Annotated in this window: 18 protein-coding genes and 1 other RNA gene; 13 read left to right on the forward strand and 6 right to left on the reverse strand. The window is 46.9% G+C overall.

The window, feature by feature from the left end; genetic code table 11:
- Positions 1 to 11 precede the first annotated feature (11 nt).
- The 3 genes from IRJ25_RS06185 to IRJ25_RS06195 all read right to left on the reverse strand — a co-directional run bounded on the left by IRJ25_RS06185 (position 12) and on the right by IRJ25_RS06195 (position 2,985).
- Complete coding sequence (locus IRJ25_RS06185) at positions 12 to 1,358, reverse strand: sensor histidine kinase (protein WP_269317926.1); 1,347 nt, start codon at positions 1,356 to 1,358, stop codon at positions 12 to 14.
- Entirely contained in the window at positions 1,355 to 2,020 is a 666-nt protein-coding gene (locus tag IRJ25_RS06190) for a response regulator transcription factor (protein WP_159562351.1), read from the reverse strand. The genes IRJ25_RS06185 and IRJ25_RS06190 overlap by 4 nt, the downstream gene beginning before the upstream one ends.
- 77 nt (positions 2,021 to 2,097) lie before the next feature.
- Complete coding sequence (locus tag IRJ25_RS06195; protein WP_196430765.1) at positions 2,098 to 2,985, reverse strand: hypothetical protein; 888 nt, start codon at positions 2,983 to 2,985, stop codon at positions 2,098 to 2,100.
- 170 nt (positions 2,986 to 3,155) lie between these two features.
- Between IRJ25_RS06195 and IRJ25_RS06200 the strand changes: the two genes are divergently transcribed.
- The gene (locus IRJ25_RS06200) at positions 3,156 to 3,563 is read left to right on the forward strand and encodes a hypothetical protein (protein WP_074036967.1); all 408 of its coding nucleotides are present in this window, start codon (positions 3,156 to 3,158) and stop codon (positions 3,561 to 3,563) included.
- 94 nt (positions 3,564 to 3,657) lie between these two features.
- The gene (locus IRJ25_RS06205) at positions 3,658 to 5,106 is read left to right on the forward strand and encodes a S8 family peptidase (protein ID WP_214781211.1); all 1,449 of its coding nucleotides are present in this window, start codon (positions 3,658 to 3,660) and stop codon (positions 5,104 to 5,106) included.
- A gap of 44 nt (positions 5,107 to 5,150) precedes the next feature.
- On the opposite strand, the gene IRJ25_RS06210 is transcribed toward IRJ25_RS06205, so the two are convergent.
- Positions 5,151 to 5,555, reverse strand: a complete 405-nt coding sequence (locus IRJ25_RS06210) for a hypothetical protein (RefSeq protein WP_012726372.1) — start codon at positions 5,553 to 5,555, stop codon at positions 5,151 to 5,153.
- A 120-nt stretch (positions 5,556 to 5,675) separates the two neighbouring features.
- Here IRJ25_RS06210 and rnpB point away from each other — a divergent pair.
- From rnpB to IRJ25_RS06250, 8 genes are all read left to right on the forward strand, one after another.
- Positions 5,676 to 6,043, forward strand: an RNA gene (gene rnpB, locus IRJ25_RS06215) — RNase P RNA component class B.
- Between the two features lie 124 nt (positions 6,044 to 6,167).
- Positions 6,168 to 7,331, forward strand: coding sequence for a THUMP domain-containing class I SAM-dependent RNA methyltransferase (locus tag IRJ25_RS06220; protein ID WP_074036970.1), 1,164 nt, complete (start codon positions 6,168 to 6,170; stop codon positions 7,329 to 7,331).
- Between the two features lie 120 nt (positions 7,332 to 7,451).
- Positions 7,452 to 7,634, forward strand: a complete 183-nt coding sequence (locus IRJ25_RS06225; RefSeq protein WP_269317927.1) for a hypothetical protein — start codon at positions 7,452 to 7,454, stop codon at positions 7,632 to 7,634.
- Positions 7,635 to 7,685: 51 nt separating this feature from the next.
- Positions 7,686 to 8,588: a Gfo/Idh/MocA family protein gene (locus tag IRJ25_RS06230; protein ID WP_269317928.1), complete on the forward strand. Its 903-nt coding sequence runs from the start codon at positions 7,686 to 7,688 to the stop codon at positions 8,586 to 8,588.
- 59 nt (positions 8,589 to 8,647) lie between these two features.
- The gene (locus tag IRJ25_RS06235) at positions 8,648 to 10,066 is read left to right on the forward strand and encodes an alanine/glycine:cation symporter family protein (RefSeq protein ID WP_205728292.1); all 1,419 of its coding nucleotides are present in this window, start codon (positions 8,648 to 8,650) and stop codon (positions 10,064 to 10,066) included.
- A gap of 109 nt (positions 10,067 to 10,175) precedes the next feature.
- Positions 10,176 to 10,997 (forward strand): YihY/virulence factor BrkB family protein, encoded by an 822-nt coding sequence (locus IRJ25_RS06240; protein ID WP_196430760.1) that lies wholly within the window; start codon positions 10,176 to 10,178, stop codon positions 10,995 to 10,997.
- A 79-nt stretch (positions 10,998 to 11,076) separates the two neighbouring features.
- Complete coding sequence (locus IRJ25_RS06245) at positions 11,077 to 11,631, forward strand: hypothetical protein (protein WP_074036974.1); 555 nt, start codon at positions 11,077 to 11,079, stop codon at positions 11,629 to 11,631.
- Between the two features lie 15 nt (positions 11,632 to 11,646).
- Positions 11,647 to 11,952, forward strand: coding sequence for a hypothetical protein (locus IRJ25_RS06250; protein WP_078146956.1), 306 nt, complete (start codon positions 11,647 to 11,649; stop codon positions 11,950 to 11,952).
- 49 nt (positions 11,953 to 12,001) lie between these two features.
- Here the strand turns inward: IRJ25_RS06250 and putP are convergent, their stop codons facing one another.
- Entirely contained in the window at positions 12,002 to 13,483 is a 1,482-nt protein-coding gene (putP, locus tag IRJ25_RS06255) for a sodium/proline symporter PutP (RefSeq protein ID WP_078146955.1), read from the reverse strand.
- A 345-nt stretch (positions 13,484 to 13,828) separates the two neighbouring features.
- Positions 13,829 to 14,800 carry a D-alanyl-D-alanine carboxypeptidase family protein gene (locus IRJ25_RS06260; RefSeq protein WP_264092555.1) on the reverse strand — a complete coding sequence of 324 codons (972 nt, stop codon included), beginning with the start codon at positions 14,798 to 14,800 and terminating at the stop codon, positions 13,829 to 13,831.
- A 199-nt stretch (positions 14,801 to 14,999) separates the two neighbouring features.
- Here IRJ25_RS06260 and IRJ25_RS06265 point away from each other — a divergent pair, with 199 nt between their 5' ends.
- From IRJ25_RS06265 to IRJ25_RS06275, 3 genes are all read left to right on the forward strand, one after another.
- Entirely contained in the window at positions 15,000 to 16,532 is a 1,533-nt protein-coding gene (locus IRJ25_RS06265) for an FAD-dependent oxidoreductase (RefSeq protein WP_269317929.1), read from the forward strand.
- Between the two features lie 74 nt (positions 16,533 to 16,606).
- Positions 16,607 to 18,079, forward strand: coding sequence for a carboxypeptidase M32 (locus IRJ25_RS06270; protein ID WP_214781200.1), 1,473 nt, complete (start codon positions 16,607 to 16,609; stop codon positions 18,077 to 18,079).
- Complete coding sequence (locus IRJ25_RS06275) at positions 18,076 to 18,783, forward strand: glycerophosphodiester phosphodiesterase (protein WP_264092552.1); 708 nt, start codon at positions 18,076 to 18,078, stop codon at positions 18,781 to 18,783. The genes IRJ25_RS06270 and IRJ25_RS06275 overlap by 4 nt, the downstream gene beginning before the upstream one ends.
- Positions 18,784 to 18,888 lie beyond the last annotated feature (105 nt).

An 18,888-nucleotide genomic window follows, 5' to 3' on the forward strand; every position in this document is an offset into this window, starting at 1 on the left:
TATGAACGACATCAAAAATGTAAATGAACCGTGGTGCCGGTTCCGAGGTTTGACTCGACTGTGATGTTTCCGCCATGTAGGTCGATGATATCTGAGGTGATGGCAAGACCGAGACCTGTCCCTTGAGTCGTTCGAGCCGTGTCCCCGCGATAGAAGCGGTCGAACAGGTGCTCTTTTGTCTCGTCGTCCATCCCAACCCCTTCATCCTTAACCGAGATGACGATACCTGGGTCGACGGTACAGGTGATGTGGATGGTGCCTCCATCATGTGAAGCATGAACGGCGTTCATCAATACATTGTTCCAAACTTGTGCGAGTAGAACCGGGTCACTCTTCAAGACTACGTCTTGTGGGATGTCGGTAACGACGGCGATCCCTTTTTGATCAAGAATGAAAGCGTTCGTTTGAATGACTTCGGATACCGATTGAAGCACATTCACGTTCGTCTCGAGAATCGGGGGATTTTCATCCAATCGTGATAAAAGCAGCAGTTGTTTCGTCAATTGGGATAGACGCTTCGTCTCCTGTTCGATGACACGCGCATATTCTCTTGATTCACCTTCCGTACCGTCAGCTAATTTTTCTGCATAGCCACCTAGGGAGGTCAAAGGAGATTGAAATTCATGGGAGACATTCGAAACGAATCGTCGCTGTCTCGCTTCGGTACGATCGATCTCATTTGACATGTTTTGAAATTGTCGTGCCAACGTTCCGATTTCATCTTGACGCTCGACGGGGAGATGTTCCGGAGCTTTACGCATGGCGACGGATGTGGTCGCATTCGTGAGCGTCTGTAACGGGCGGACCAGGGACCTTGTCGAGATGGCAATCAAGCCAAATGCCAAGAGGGTGACGAGTGCGAAAAATAGACCGACGAACAGATGTAACTCGCGGATTTGGGCACTCAAATCCGGACGAATAAAGATGACGTCCCCGTTTTCAAGTGTAAATCCATATGTGTTCGTCAGTTCGTTATCGAACAATCCGAGCAAGAAGAGATGAAACGGAAAGTCACGCATTCCCTGATATGGAGCCCCGTTCCGAACGGATTGAATCACTGTGTCAGAGATAGTCTCATCCCGAAAGGCACCGCCAAAACGTCGACGTTCGTCAGTCGCATCCACGACGACCAGTTGATATCCGGTCGCAGCTAAGAAAGTATAGAAGGCATCATAGTCTAAATCGGTATGGTTCTCGACATACGACTCCGCTATTTTGGCGACCCGTTCCGTCTTCTCGCTATAGGAAGGTTGCCACCACTTGTAATAAGCCACATTGCTGATCAACAGGGAGATGGCTCCGGATAGAAGTAAAATCAAGAACATCGTGACGATGATTCGCGTGTAGAGTGTCTTCATCCGTTCACCTCGAGCGAGTATCCAACACCTCGTACGGTTCGAATCGACAAAGCAGGGTGATCGAACCGATTACGAAGTCGCTTGATATGAACATCAACTGTTCGCTCATCCCCCTCGAAATCAAATCCCCATACCAAATCAATTAACTCCTCACGACGATACACTCTTCCCGGAAAAGAGGCGAGTTGAAATAATAGTTCAAACTCTTTTTTAGGGAGATAGAACAGCTGACCCTCAAGCGTCACCTCGTATTCTCTTAAATCGAGTCGAAGAGGACCAGCTTGAATTTGTGAAGCGGCCGAACGTTGATAACGTCGCGAGACGGCTTGCAATCGAAAGAGTAACTCCTCAGGGATGAAGGGTTTGGTCACATAGTCGTCTGCCCCATGAACGAATCCTTGACGCTTATCCTCCCATTCATCGAGAGCGGTTAGTAAAATGACGGGAATATCGAGAGTCGCCTTGAGTCGTCGACACAATTCACGACCGTCAAGCCCTGGGAGCATGATGTCGACAATCGCGGCATCGATTGGTTGCATCGTGAAACGTTCTTCGCCTGTGTTCCCGTCGGTCGCTGTCAACACCTCATGACCCGCATCCTCGAACGTTTCTTTCACAAGGCGTAAAATGGAGGGGTCGTCTTCTACGATGAGTATACGCATAGCGGTCGTTCCTTTCCTAAATAGGTTCGACACGAAACGAGGTGACCCATGCGGAGTCACCTCGAATCGTATCAGCTTTATTGCTTCGTCATCTCTTGATGAAGGGCACGGAGGGCGCGGATGAACGCATCCTTAAAGTATTTGTCTTCTTGAGTCTCTAATGTTTGGATGGCCTTTTGGTCACCGTTACTCGCTTTGACGAGAAGATTCACGACTGTTCCCCAGCGTTTCACATGTTCTGGGCGAGGGTGGTTCAACGCGGTCGTCAGCGTGAACCAATACGGTTGATCGCGCCGCTGCAACGTGGCAATCATCCGTTTGGCAAGGAGCGCTTCTTCTTCAGAAGGGATTGTTGCCGTGGCGAACCAACCGAGCATCGAAGCGCTCATCGATTCAAGTTCTTGTTTCATTGCAGGTTCGATTGGCATCCGTCCGAAGTCTGTCACGTTGACAAATACCAATCGGTCTTTCGGGTCAATATGTGTGATCCATCCTGACACTGACTTCAGCTTTTCACGTTCTTTTGACTGGGCTTTACACGTATACCCTTGAAGTTTTCCGATGTAGATGCGGAATTGTCCACGGTCGACATGTTTGTCCACCTTGAACTCGATTTCTTGTCCTGCTTGAAACGGTTGATTCCGTTTATTCAACGTCTGACCCTTTTTCAATTCGGGTCGTTTGGAAATATGACGCAATGCTTCTTGTTCAGTCCGATCATCCAATGTCCAAAGGTTGTGAGGGGTCACGTTTTTAAAACGATGACGCCGGACGTAGATGTATTGGTCGAGTGCGTCGATCGCGTCTGCGGAAGTGGCAGTTCCATTCAAATAGTCATCAGCGATATCACGTAAGGTGAGGGATTCGAGACGATCGATATGTCCTGAATAGGGAACGCTTCCGACAACAAATAACGCGGTCGCAATCAACTCACTTTCTCGAGGGGTCAGCGGTCGTTTGGCCATGGTGCACTTCCTCTCTTAATTCATATGATTAGTATAACAAAAACAGTTAGAATGTTGTGAACTCAACTGCGATTTGGAAAAAAATGAGGAATGGACAGGATTCCCACCATTTATCTCGAATAATGACTTGTAGAGAATCGGATGTAGGAATGAAAAAGTGAGGTGAGGCAATGAAGCTCTCCATCGAATCTGGGGATTATGTCGTATTGATTGAAATCAATAAAGAAGTACTCAAATGTGCATCCCTTGAGGAAGCCGATCAGGCAGATCGTCTGCGATATGAACTCGTTGGTCGGATGAGCGAACGCTTGCCAGCAGAAGTCATCGTTCCGTCGATCATCGATTACATTCGCTTCGGAAGCGGATATATCGGAGATCGTATCGTCTGGGACGCTGAAACGGAGTCTTTTTTTTGCCAGCAGTTTGAGACCATTGACGGTTCTCCACTTGGAGAGGACCTCGAGGGATTCCGTCCCGACCCAAGCCGGGTGGAACTGGCGCGCTACTATACGTACTTGACGATTGGACGGATTGTCGAGTTTGATATGCTGCACCCGGATGAGCCGAGCTATTGGTAAACTTAGCGACAACTTTTTATTCAAAAAAAGGGAAATCTAATCCAAAGTTTGAGATAATGGAGTCACTTTATCAGTTTGGAATGGAGCGGAAGGAATGAAAAAGATTGCCCTTTTGACAGCGATTGCCCTTTTACTGCCGGTCGGAGTAGATGCAGCACAGCCGGTCATCCTTAAGAAACATGGTTACGTCGTCTCAGAACCACAAGTCACGAGCCAATATTATGTGAAGCAAATCGGTATGGATTTGGCGTGGAATAAGACGAGAGGCGCAACTGATATCGTTGTGGCGCTGATTGACTCGTCAGCTGACCGTAATCATACGGATTTGAAGAACGTTCCTCGTGTCGTCAATTCCATGAAAGGTCCATACACTGCGGATATTCATGGCACACATACCGCTGGGATCATGGCCGGGAAACATAACCGTTTTGGGATCGCCGGACTCGCGCCGAACGTCCGCTATCACTTTTATAATGTGTTTTACGGGGTGAATTCAGATAAAACAGACTCCTGGACGGTCGCCAATGCAGTGGATACGGCTGTAGCGAAAGGGGCAAACATCATCAACCTCTCGCTTGGAGGGGATGATTATGATAGTCGTTTGGCCACATCGATTAAACGGGCAAGGGCGAAAGGGGTCATTATCGTCGCATCATCTGGAAATGATCGAAAACAGACGATCAATTTTCCTGCAAACATGAAAGAGGTAATCGCGGTCGGTGCAATCGATTCTAGACATCGTCTCGCGAGCTTTAGCAATATGGACGATCGTGTCAAAATCGTGGCGCCAGGTGTGAACATCCTCTCTCTAGGAATCAATAACCGCTTTATCTTTATGGACGGGACCTCGATGGCGGCACCGATGGTCACGGCGAGCCTCGCGCTCGTCAAATCGATCAATCCTTATTTGACACCTGGTGAGATCGACCAGTTGATTGCGAAGATGCCAAAAGCCTCCGGAAAGTCTTATACGGAATTGAATGCGATGAAACTGCTAGAGGCAACGGCTCGCCCTATTCATATCTCTGCCCCTTCGGTGTGGAAGAGTCGATACGTGAATGATGTCAAGTTGAGTGTCATGAACCATTCGAACTTAAAGTCCTCGTTCACACTGTATCAAGGGAACAAGAAAGTCAAGACACTTACTCCAAATCGGTCGTTCACGATGTATTCGAGTGGAGATTGGCTACCGAGCGGACAATACCGCATCGTCGGTCAAGTAACGGACGGAAAACATAAGCGCTACACGAGCCGAACGATTGATTATGTCAACACGTTGAAGACGGCAGTTTCTGTGAAGGTGTCGGAGGAAGGGACGTTCACGATTCATACGACACGAAAAGGGACGGTCACGGTACTTGATTCAAATGGGAAGGTCTTATACGAAGCGCTCCACATCGCCGGGACATTTCCGGTAAGAGGGAATACGACACAGAAGCTGACGGTCATTCTTAAACCGACGGACCTTCGCGAAAAAGTGGTGACGACATCTTTTGAGCCACCGATCATCGAAGACGAGCCTCCGGTCACAGAGACCTTGTAAGACAAAAAGCCGCCTGCTCCTAACGGAGAGACGGCTTTTTCTATTTAATCGATGGTGATGGCTTCTCCACACCAACGGATACTCGCTTCTAATACGTTCCCTTGGTCATCAATATGCTCGAAACTGAGTTTCCCATCTCGGATGATTTCGCAAAGACCGACTCGGACACGGTCGCTCCAAGCGCGACGCGTCTCATGCGTTTCATCGAACACTGGAATGGCGTCCGGGAAGCGCTCCTCGAGATGTGCTAAATTGTGATGGTCAAAATGATAAGGTCGTTTCGAGAGTTCGTTCGGTGCCTTGATGTCGAACGGTTCAAACCCTCGGACGAGACGATTATTTCGGTAGAAGGCGAACACGCCGTTGTTCGGGTGGAGCACTTTAATGTCATCGATTTCTATTACATAAGTCAGACGTTGAATCCAACCGTTTTTTGCATCCTGATGCATCAAAATCCCTCCTTATTCAATGAACACGCCTTATTTTAGCGCTGACTGAACGTAAAATCAAGTTTCGAATTTAAGTTGTCAACCGTTCAAATTTCAGCTACAATGGTTGAAGTGACTATGAAGTCTGGACAATCGCGGGACGCAAGTCTTGAGGAAAGTCCATGCTCGCACAGCCTGTGATGGCTGTAGTGATCGTGCTACACGAAACGATAAGTGTAGGCAACGCAAGTTGACGGCAGAAGAAACACCTAAGTCCTCGGATATGGTGTCCGCTTCTTGAAAGTGCCACAGTGACGGAGTCTGATCGGAAACGTTCAGAGTGGAACGAGGTAAACCCCACGAGCGAGAAACCCAAACTATGGTAGGGGAACTTCCAGACCGGAATCGAACGGGACGGAGGGCGCTGATGTGCGCAGATAGATGATTGTCACTCCATCGTGCCAGGGAGACCGCTATGAGCACCGGAGTACAGAACATGGCTTACAGGACAACATAGTCTCAACTGACAACGACAAGGAGTTCAAGCACATATACTTGAGCTCCTTTTTTCATGATTTTTTTACAACTTACAAAATGACTGAAAGATATTTATGTAGAAGGAAGGCGATTTAGATGGCAAAACGTAAACTGATTGCGACGGCAGCGATGGGAATCGAGGCACTTGTGGCAAAAGAAGTAAGGGATTTAGGATACACGTGCGAAGTCGAGAACGGACGGATTTATATCGACGCGGAAATGGAAGACATTCCACGTCTGAACATGTGGTTGCGGACAGCAGACCGGGTCAAACTCGTCGTTGCCGAGTTCAAGGCGACAACGTTTACAGAATTGTTTGACGGGGTCGTAGCGTTACCATGGACCGACCTCATGCCGTGGGACGCGGCGTTCACTGTCGACGGACGCTCGGTCAAATCAAAGCTGTTCTCGATTCGTGACTGTCAGAAAATCACGGAGAAGGCGATCGTTGAAGCGATGCAACGCGGCTATCGTAAAGAGGGAGAATGGTTGCCGAAGTCAGGCGCGAAATTCCCAATCGAAGTCGCTCTTTTGAAAGATGTGGCGACCATCACGATCGATACGTCCGGTCCACTTCACCGTCGAGGCTACCGTGAGCTTCATTCGCAAGCTCCACTCAAAGAGACGATGGCAGCGGCGATGATTCAATTGACAAACTGGCGTCCGGACATGCCGTTTTATGACGTATTTACAGGTTCAGGGACGCTCGCCATCGAAGCGGCGATGATTGGACGAAATATCGCGCCGGGTATCAACCGTGAATACTTCGCACAGGATTGGACATGCATCCCGAAAAAAGCCTGGTATGCGGCAATCAATGAAGCGAATGAGAAGGCGGAGTGGGATAAACCGTTAAAAATCTATGGAATCGACTTAGATCCGCGGATGGTGAAACTTGCAAAAGACAATGCGGAACTCGCTGACGTCCGTGATGCAATCACGTTCGTCCATAGTGACGCAGCCGCATTGAAGCCGAAAGAAGAGTACGGGGTCATCATCGGAAACCCACCTTATGGGGAACGGCTTCAGTCAGAAGAAGAAATTATCGACTTGTACGAACGGATCGGGGAACAATATGCGAAATACCCTGGTTATAGTGTCTATATGTTGACGAGTTATGAAGACTTCGAGAAGGCATACGGGCGCCCGGCGACGAAGCGTCGGAAGCTGTACAACGGAAATATCGAGACGCAATATTACCAGTACTTCGGAAAGCGTCGCCCACGTCCGGACCGTGACGCAAAACCGAAATCAGAATGATGAATCCATGACCGTTCACCTGAGCGGTCATTTTTCTGTTTTCTTAGAACAAACTCACTTGTTTCATCATCCGTGTAACAGGATATACATAACATATGTATAATTAGAGGGGGACAGATGATGGAAAAGTATACAGTCGAATATCAGTTACATGTGAAAGAACAGAACAGTCGGACGGTCGAGGTAGTAATGGACCGTGTGCCGGACTTAAATAATCAAGAAGAATTACATGCGGCTTACCAGATTGTATCTGACGCGATTCGTGAACCGATCACAAGTTTTGAGATTGTATCTATTACGTGAGCCCGAGGCAATCGCTTCGGGCTTTCTACATAATATTGGAGGAGTGAGCAAATGAATATTTTAGTAGTGGGCATCGGGGATGTCGCCAAAAAAGCATATCTACCTGTATATGCCGGATTAAAGGACGTTGATGTGTATCTCGTCTCAAGGGATGAACAGAAGTTACACGATATCATCTCGACCTTTCGTTTCAAAGGAGGGTACTCAGACCTACACGCCGTGCCGATGAAAGAAATCGATGCGGTCATGATTCATTCGACGACAGCTGTTCATTATGAGCAAGCCGAGTATTGTCTACGGCAAGGGAAGCATGTCTTCATCGACAAACCGATCACGTTCACTCTTGGAGAGACGGAACGACTCGTCGCACTTGCTAAAGAGAAAGGCGTCCACCTCGTCACAGGCTTCAATCGCCGATTTGCCACGGCCACACAGGCACTCAAACAAGTCGAAGAAAAAAATATGGTCTTCATTCAAAAGAACAGAACGTATAAACCGGCATCGCTTCGTGAATTTGTGATTGAGGATTTCGTGCATGTCGTCGATACGCTCCGTTATTTGACCGACCTTCAGCCTGTCGAACGTTTACGTGTCACACCTCGATTTGAAGGAGATGTGCTGAAACAAGTGATGATTCATTTCAAGGCAGGGGGAATCGAGGCAATCGGTTGGATGAACCGAGACAACGGTTGCACCGAAGAAGTAATGGAAGTCATGTCACCGACCATGAAGCGGGTCACACGTGATGTGGAGCGGATTACAGACTATGGACGAGACGGTGTGAAGGAATGGTCACTCGACCCATGGGAGTCGAATTTGAAACGTCGAGGGTTTATCGACTTGATTGATGATTTTATCAAACTGTTAAATGGGGAAGCGAACAAGTCAGTCCTAGCTGAGGATAGTTTAGAGACACATCGTCTATGTGAAGAGATTCTTAAAAACGTGCAATGAACCCGCTGTTTCTGTCAGATTCAGAGCGGGTAAAAACCCGATAAAAGGAGGCGATTTCGTTGGATATTCGTGAACTGATTATGCAAATCAATGATTATTTATGGTCGTACCTTCTCATCTTCGTATTGATTGCAGGAGGTCTTTATTTTACGATTCGGATGGGGTTCGTTCAATTTCGATTGTTACCGGAAATGTTTAAACTATTATTCGTGAAAGGAATCAAGCATGAGAAAGGACAGGTCTCATCTTTCCAAGCATTCGCCATCGGAACGGCGGCGCGAGTCGGTACGGGGAACATCGCCGGCGTATCGACGGCAATCGCTTTAGGCGGACCTGGCGCCGTATTTTGGATGTGGCTCATTGCACTGATTGGAGCGGCGTCGGCATTCGTTGAAAGTACGCTCGCCCAGGTGTATAAAGTGCATGACGGCAAGGCGTGGCGTGGTGGTCCAGCATACTATATCGAACGGGCACTTGGTGCACGCTGGTTAGGCATCGTATTTGCCATTTTGATTACGTTCGCCTTCGGTTTTGCCTTCAACTCCGTCCAGGCAAATACAATCGCACTCTCCGTGAATAACGTATTTGAGATCGATACGGTCTGGGTCGGCATCATCTTATCAGTTGTCACCGCTATCGTCATCTTCGGTGGGATTCGTTCCATCTCGACTTTGTCGGGAATCATTGTACCAATCATGGCGGGCGGTTATATCTTACTAGCCATTTGGGTAGTTCTTACGAATCTTGATGTCGTGCCACAAGTGTTCTCGGCCATCTTCTCTGAAGGTGTCCTCGGTTTCCAACAGTTGTTCGGTGGAGCGGTCGGTGCAGCTGTCCTCCAAGGCATTCGACGTGGCCTGTTCTCGAACGAGGCAGGGATGGGGTCTGCCCCGAACGCCGCAGCTACCGCTGAGGTGAGTCACCCGGTCAAACAAGGATTGATTCAATCGCTTAGTGTATTTGTGGACACATTGTTCATCTGTACCGCAACGGCGATGATTGTCCTCATCTCAGGTGTCGAAGGCTCTGAAGCATTCCAAGGGATTGAGCTTGCTCAAGAGGCGCTTCTCGTTGAAATCGGACCGATTGCGACGACGCTCATGACAATCGCCATCTTACTTTTTGCCTTCAGTTCGATTTTGGCCAATTATTATTATGGAGAGACGAACATCGAGTTCATATCTGAGAAGAAGCGATATTTGATAATCTATCGGATTGCCGTTGTCGGGATGGTCATGTTCGGTTCGGTACGATCTGCGGGACTGGTCTGGTCGATTGCTGACATCTTTATGGGCTTGATGGCGCTCGTCAACATGTATGCGATTTTCCGATTGAGTAAAGTTGCCAAGACGCTCCTCGACGACTATATGGTTCAAAAGAAAGAAGGAAGAGACCCAGAATTTTTTAAAGATGATGTCGAACTTCCTGGTAAAGAACATATTGAAGCGTGGGAAACGAAAAATGAAGAAATCAGTTAAAGGATCATCAATCAATGGGACGCCCCTGGCATTAGGGGTTTCCTCTTCATTTTAAATCGTTTATTTCAAATACCGCAGATATTTTATTAAAAGAAAGTAGAGAGTAACGATGAAACAAGTATTTTTGACAATCGTCAAGCGATTTTTTACAGAACGTTTTTTTGATCAAGCGGCCATGTTAGCCTATTATTTCATTTTATCCACGTTCCCGTTCTTATTATTCGTATTAGGGATTGTTGGATTTTTACCGTTTACGAGTGGCGATGTGATTCAAGCGTTATCACTCATCATGCCTGAAGCTAGTTACAAGCTATTAGAAGGGAACATTGAAGCCGTATTCGACAACTCCAAATTGAAATTGGCATCATTCAGTATCTTACCAGCACTCTGGATCTCATCTATGGCCGTACAATCTCTCGTGCGAGCATTGAACGATGCCTACCGGGCTGTTCGTAATAAAGCCTTTTGGAGGGGTGTCTTACAGGATATCGCCATCACCTTGGCGCTCATGTTTGTGTTACCATTTTCATTGCTCGTCCCTGTGATTGAGACGGCACTTCGAGAAATCTCTTCATACGTGTTGTTCATCGATGAGATTGTCACGACATATGCGCAGATTTGGTTTTACTTCAGATGGATCATCGGAACAGGTCTTCTATTCACTGTATTCGTATTTGTATATAAGTGGTTGCCAAGTGTGTCCGGAACATTTAAAAATAGTTGGGCCGGAGCCGCTTTTGCAACAGTAGGGATTCTGCTTGTCTCGAACGTGTTTAGTTACTATTCACAATTCGCAAACTACGAGCAGTTTTATGGTCAACTCGGTGCGTTCATCGTCTTATTGATTTGGTTTTATCTGGCTGCCTCTGTCATCTTGCTTGGTGGGCTGTTGAATGCGACGTTAATCGAGAGGAAAGAAAAACTTCGTTAGACGTGTAATTGCTAGTTATCATTCGAAAGAATAGGGAATGGTATCGTAAGGTCACATCATCAAAGCGGAGGTGGGAAACATGGATATGCAACGGCTCGTACACAATCGTCGTTTCATCGATCAATCATTGTTTTACCTCGCCTTACATCTATGGAAATGGATCCTACTGTTACCTGTCTTGTTCTATTTGGACGTATCGTTCCGACATTCTCCATTCTCTGAGTACTTGATTGTCAGTATCATCTTGTATCTCATGTTTCGTGTGATTCAATATGTGATAGCTAGCCGAGCTTCTCTCATGGAATTAGTAGAGTTCGCGTATGGGGTGCTATCACTTGTTCTCGTCTTCTCGTTCATGATGGAAATCGGCGCGCCACCGATCGCTGTCGCGATAGTTGGAGCTGCATACTTGAGCCATCCGATGCTTTCTCTACATCACTATCAAAACTTTTCAGAGCGCAAATGGTTGAACAAACAGTTTCAATTATTTAGCCCGATGCTTCGCCAGGGTGAGGTACCGGTTCATGTCCTCGTGTTGACGGAAGATGAAATTGTGATTACTGTAGAAAGTGGAAAAGAGTTTACGTACCGTCATATTTACTGGGGCGGTTTTTATGTAGAAAATCCTTCCTAAAAGGTGGTTACTCAGTTGTTTAGTGGATTTGATAATGTGATTGTCATCGTATTCTGGATTGCAACATTCATCGCTTTCTTTAAAGGTGCCTATGATATGTGGCGTGAATACCGAACGTCGAAAGAAAAATCAGTATTGTACTTTTTAATCGTACTGATTCTCACATGGTTTTGGTTCAATCCATACGAATTGGTCGCATTGCATCCGTTCGTACTAATGGCGTACTATTGGAACCGAAATCGGTGGATGCGAAACGCAATGTTCGTGTTGGTTCTCGTACCGTTTGTGATTCGTGTCTGGTTAATCGCAGCATCGATGTAAAACAAAAAACTCGGTCCCTTTATAGGGAACCGAGTTTTTGTGTGAATCGTTACTCTTTCTTCGCAGCTGCCAATTCAGCTTCCATTTCACCGAATTCTCGGTTGATACGTTTTTGTTCTTTCTGGCTAGTAAAGTTACTGACAAGCACGATTGCCAACATACTCAAGAAGAAGCCAGGTACCATTTCATAAAGGACTGTCGAAAGTCCAGTGACGATCCAGAGAATGACGGTAATGGCACCGACGAGGATACCAGCGAGGGCACCTTGACGCGTCATCTTGCTCCAGTAAAGTGACAAGAGGATTGCTGGTCCAAATGCAGAACCGAATCCAGCCCATGCATATCCGACGAGTGTGAGGATTGTACTTGATGGGTTGAGTGACATGAGCGTCGCTACAACTCCTACTAGCAAGACACCAACACGTCCGGCAAGGACCATCGTCTTCTCACTTGCATCTTTGTTGAAGAATTTACGATAGAAGTCTTCTGTCAATGCAGATGATGTGACGAGCAATTGCGACGATACCGTCGACATGACCGCAGCAAGGATGGCTGCCAATAAGAAACCAGTGATGAACGGGTGGAACAAGACTTCAGAGAATTGAATGAAGACTGTTTCCGGGTCCCCGAGTGGATTTCCTTGTCCTCGGAAATAAGCGATTCCGACGAACCCTGTCATGACGGCACCGATGATAGATACTGTCATCCAGCTCATCCCGATACGACGAGCCGTTTTCAATGATTTCACATCACGGATTGCCATAAAGCGAACAATGATGTGTGGCTGACCGAAGTAACCAAGTCCCCAAGCGAGGAGACCGATAATCCCGAGTGTCGTCGTCCCTTTAAAGAGGTCGAACAAATCGGCATTGATTGTCGTTGCAGAGTTGACAGCAGTGTCTACTCCACCGATATCTGTTAAAGCGACGAATGGTACGAGCACGAGCGCCAAGAACATGATGACACCTTGTGCGAAGTCCGTCCAACTAACTGCCGTGAATCCACCGAAGAGGGTGTATAAGATGACGACACTAATTGTGACAATGACACCTGTCTGATAATTTAATCCGAATGAGCTTTCAAACAACTTCCCGCCGGATACAAGCCCAGCTGACGTGTAGAACGTGAAGAAGATGATGATGACGGATGCAGAAAGGATCCGTAGCCAGTTCGAGTGATCTCGGAACCGATTCTCTAAGAAATCTGGAATCGTAATCGAATCGTTCGCCATCTCTGTGAAGACGCGAAGTCGTGGAGCAACTAACAAGTAGTTCAAGTAAGCTCCGATGACCAATCCAACGGCTAACCAAATTGCTGATAGTCCAGTTGCATACATTGCACCCGGTAGTCCCATTAACATCCAACCACTCATATCCGAAGCTCCGGCTGACATGGCTGTAACACCTGGCCCCATTTTACGGCCACCTAACATATAATCTGATGAATCGGTCGTTCGTTTATAAGCAACGTATCCGATAAGAAGCATCATCACGAGATAAAGCGCGATTGATACCCATTCTTGCCATAGCATTGAATTACCTCCTATTAAGTTAAAAGATCTATTTAATCAACTCGTTCGCGATTGTGTGAAGACATCACACAGTTAAAAACAAAAGTTGAAAATGCGAACTTGTGCTTTACCTTACAGAACCTTTGAAATGATTGCAAACTGACACTTTTTCATAAAAACGACTCTAAAGCCCATTATACCAACGGATGAAGGCTAAAATTTTCAAATAAAAAGTTTAAATATTCTGAATATTTGAAATGCTGAGGACTTTCCTGTGTAACATGAATGTAATATTTATGGGAAAATTTTCAGAAAACATATTTTTAATCATAAGAAAAAGAGCATCTTTGAATGCTCTTTACTTCTTTATTTGAATGCTTTTTCTTCAACGAGTCGCATCGTCGGGAATGTTTGTCCAGACTTCGCCTGCATCGTAACCAAGATATAAGTTTCGCTATTATGTTTCATGATGAATACCATGGTATATCCGGATTCGTCCGTATAACCCGTCTTCGTGGCGGTCACAAACTTGGAGTAGTTGACACTTCGTTCATTAACCGATGAACCGAGGTGATACCACCAACGACGTTTGCCGTTACCGTCTTTATCTTTAAATTCGGCTTTAAATTCATAAGTCCCGGCAATTTCAATCAACTCCGGGTATGTACTGAATGCGAAGGCGATTTTAGCCATGTCGTTCGCCGTCGTATAATGATTCGGATCCGAGTAGCCATGCGCATTTACGAAATGCGTTCCAGTCAATCCTAAAACCTTTGCTCGATCATTCATCAATTGAACGAAGGCCTCGGTCGACCCGCTCGTGTATTCCGCAAGGCTGTTCGCAGCATCGTTTCCGGATTCAAGTAGCGTGGCGTAAAGTGCTTGACGAACTGTCAATGTATCCCCGATGGCAAGATGCGCGATATGGCTGTCCCATGGAATATCGAGTGTCGACTGTTGAATCGTAATGATTGGTTGGTCGAGTTCATTCGCTGCAGATGCCTTCTCATAAGCAAGCAGTGCCGTCATCAATTTGGTCGTACTGGCTGGAAACACACGATCATTGGCGTTTTTATCGATTAATATCTCTTGTTTGGTCACATTGACGAAAGTTAGTGCACCAACAGAGATTTCCTCATCCGAAATCATCTTCGTCTCACTCGGACTCCATGAACCCATGTCGATATCCGGGAAAAGCGGACCTATCTTCATCGGTTCAGCTTTTGGTGTGGACGCTTCTGCTAATGTCGGTGCTTCTTTATCTTGTTTAAATCCGACCAACGTCGGGATCAGTGCGATGATTCCGAGTAAAACGACCGCGGCAATCATTCTTCGCATGATGTACGTTCTTCTTCGGTGTCTCCTTCTACGGGTCAACAAAAGTCCCTCCTTTTTTGGTTACTCTATAAACATAATAGAAAACGCTCTTTTTTTTCGCTAATAAAATAAAGAACTAGGTCAATGATTGATCGGCGATGAAAGAACTGTGTTTCGGGTATAAGGGTAAAGATGTCACTTTTAGAGAGGAGGATGCATCATGCATCGTTATCCGTTCACGAACTCCATTTGGCGTCAACATGATACTGGGACGCCGTACCCATCCCTTTCCGTTTCGGAATCGACCGAAGTCGTCGTCATCGGGGCAGGGATTGCGGGACTCGTCTGCGCCTATGAACTCCAAAAGCGAGGGAAACAAGTGACGCTTCTAGAAGCGTTAGAGATTGGACATGGGACGACGGGACATACGACGGCAAAATGTTCCGTTCAACATGGGACGATTTATCATAAGCTGATTCGTCATTTTGATGAGTCCATCGCACGTTTATATTACGAGTTCAACTCAGAAGCGCTCGCCTATTTGAAAAATCAAATCGAGGAAGGGTTTGACTGCGATTACGCGAATGAACAATCGTTTCTTTATTCTAGGGAACCGAACGAAGAACTTACGAAAGAACTGGATGCGTATCGTCGCTTAAAGATTGACGGGGGAGAAGCGACGGAAGAAGTGAGAAAAGCGCTCCCGTTTTCAATCGAGCAGGCGTTGGTGATTCATGACCAAGCCCAATTCCACCCCGTGAAATATCTACGTGAACTAGCGAAGCGTTTTGTTCAACTCGGTGGGAAGATTTATGAAAACTCTAGAGCGACGGAAGTGAGTCAAGGACCGCGTCCTGTAGTCACTACTTCTACCGGTAGAAGAGTCCAAGGAAATCAAGTCGTGATCGCGACCCATTATCCATTCAATGATCTGCGCGGGTTATATGTGTCGAAATTTTCTGTTGAACGATCGTATATTGTCGCCTGTGAATCGGGGAGTCGACCACTCAGAGGGATGTATTTAGAGGTTGGACAGAGCAAACGCTCGTTTCGGTCCTATAGTGAAAACGGAAAAAGCTATTTACTAGTTGGAGGTGAAGGGCATACGGCGGGGCAAGTCACTGACACGCATAGCCGATATGATCGATTAGAGCATGATGCCCAGGCACATTTTGGAACGCATCGGGCATCTCATAGGTGGTCGTCCCAAGATCTTATCACCTTAGATGGACTTCCTTACGTAGGGCAAATGTTCAAGAGAGAACCAGATCTCTTTGTGGCGACTGGATTTTCGAAATGGGGGATGACGAACGGAATCGCTGCCGGTACCTTGCTCGCGGATCAACTCACAGGTCGTCCGAACCGATTCGTCAATCTGGTCTCACCGCTCCGTCAAACGGTTAAATCTAGTGATATCAGTGCATTTCTTAAAACGAACTTAGATACTGCCGCTCAATTCACGAAAGGGACAGTAAATCGGATGCTTGAACGAAAAGATGTACAAGACCTGCAGCTAGATGAGGGAGGGGTCGTACAAATTGATGGGAAGACCAAGGGCGTTTATCGAGATTTGGATAACCAGTGCCATGTCGTCAACCTGACCTGTACGCACCTCGGTTGTACAGTGAAATGGAACAATGCCGAGCGGTCATGGGATTGTCCATGCCACGGCTCTCGTTTCGATGCAAAAGGGGCTGTATTAGAGGGTCCTGCCACAAAACCACTTTCCTACAGTAAGCGAGAAGATTTGTAAACTGGTGTAGGCAAAGGTTGACATCTATAATAAAGTAGAAAGGGAACAGAATAACACATAGGGGTGAAAGACAGATGGAAGTTACAAAAGAATGGCGTGAACATTTTAAGCAACTGCGTGCCTTCGACGAGGCGATCTCGCTCTTGTATTGGGACATGCGAACACAAATGCCGGAACAGTCGGCACCGCTTCGGGCAGAAACGATCGGTTATTTATCGACTGAGGCATTCAAACGACAGACGAGTGAGTCGTTCGCTTCATTACTAGAACGGATGGCAGATGAAAAGGATTTATCTGACGTCGAGGCGCGGTCACTTGAAATCGCGAAGACGCAATACGAACGGAATGCCAAGATTCCACACAATGAATATCAAGCTTATGTAACACTCGTATCGGAAGCCGAGACGGCGTGGGAAAAGGCGAAAGAACAGGATGACTGGGACATGTTCGCTCCATACCTTAAACAGATTATCGAATTCCAGAAAAAATTTGCGGAATATTTCGGCTATGAGAAACATCCGTACGACGCACTGCTCTATGATTTCGAACCGGGCATGACGGTCGAACTTTTAGACGAATTATTCGCCTCGCTCCGAGACGAACTTGTTCCTCTCATCCAGCAGCTCCCAAAAGAATCGCTCTCTATGGACTGGTCGATGCCGGCGGATGTCCAAGAAACCATTTGTCATGACTGGATGAATGTCGTCGCTTACGATTTATCACGTGGACGATTGGATGCGACGGTACATCCGTTCGAAATCACCATCAACCGCCGCGACGTTCGGATTACGACGAAGTATGATGAAGCAGATTTCAGAAATGCGCTGTTCGGTACGATGCATGAAGCGGGGCACGCGACGTATGAACAACAAATCGACCCGATGCTCGATGAACTCGGACTAGGCGGCGGTGCATCGATGGGGATTCATGAGTCCCAGTCGCTCTTCTTTGAGAACTTCATCGGACGAAGCGAAGCGTTCTTGCGTCGCGTCTATCCGAAACTACAATCGCTTCATCCGGTATACGATGCAATCGACTTCGACACTTTCTATCGAGGTGTGAATGAAGCGAAACCATCTCTGATTCGGATCGAGGCTGACGAGTTGACATACAGTCTACACATCATCATCCGCTATGAGCTCGAGAAGGCACTCATCCAAGGGACGTTGTCCGTCGATGAGCTTCCTGCGGCATGGAATGAAAAGTATAAAGAGTATCTCGGACTCGATGTCCCGTCGAATGCCAAAGGAGTCCTCCAAGACGTCCATTGGGCAGGCGGTTCGTTTGGATACTTCCCGAGCTATGCCCTCGGATTGATTTATGCGGCCCAATTGACAGAAACGTTGAAATCAGATCTTCCGGAATTTGAGACATTGATTGCAGAAGGTGAAATTGAACCGGTCAAAGCGTGGCTACAGGAGAACGTTCATCAATATGGAAAACGTCTCACCCCGAACGAACTCATTCAACAAGTGACGGGTCAAGCGATTTCGGTCCAACCGCTCGTTCGATATTTGACGAAGAAATATCAAACAGTTGCCAAATGAAACGATTTGCACATCGTGGCGTGATGGCACATCGTCCGGAGAATACGATGTCGGCATTCAGGCTCGCACTCGAAACCGGAGCAGATGGGATTGAAACGGATGTCCATATGACAAAGGACGGCGTCCTCGTCCTCATCCATGACGAGACGCTCGAACGGACGACCGACGGAAGAGGGCAAGTTTCACTCTATACCTATAATGAGCTCAAACAGTTCAATGCCGGGGTACGTCATAGTCTAGAAGAACACATCCCTACGCTCGAGGAGCTGTTCGAACTGGTGAAAGAGGAATCGGTCATTTTGAACTTAGAGGTGAAGACGGATGTCCATCGATATGAAGGAATCGAATCTCGCATCATCGAATCTATTGAATCCGCTGGAATTGATGCGACCCGCATTCTCTTTTCCTCATTCAATCATGAAACCATTCACCGATTGAAACAGATGAGACCAGATATCGAAGCGGCCATTCTGCTTGCACAGCCGCTTTATGACATTTTCGGATATCTTCGATTCGTCGGAGCGGATTCGGTCCACCCGCACATCGATCGAATCACAGACGACGAAGTACGCTCGTTGCAAGGTCGAGGGATTCCGATCAGACCGTATACGATTAAAACACAACATCAACTTGAGCGTTGTATGGCGCTTCAAGTCGATGCCATCTTTGTCAATGATATCGAATGGGCAAACAAAACCACTTAGTCGCCGACTGAGTGGTTTTGTATTTGGGTGGAAGGGAACTACATTTTATGTAAAGGTAGCGCTTTCGTCCGTTAGCATATCGGAGCACATTCAGTGCATAGTGTC

The organism is Exiguobacterium sp. KJ 601 (genome assembly GCF_027161185.1).
GTDB classification, from domain to species: domain Bacteria; phylum Bacillota; class Bacilli; order Exiguobacteriales; family Exiguobacteriaceae; genus Exiguobacterium; species Exiguobacterium profundum.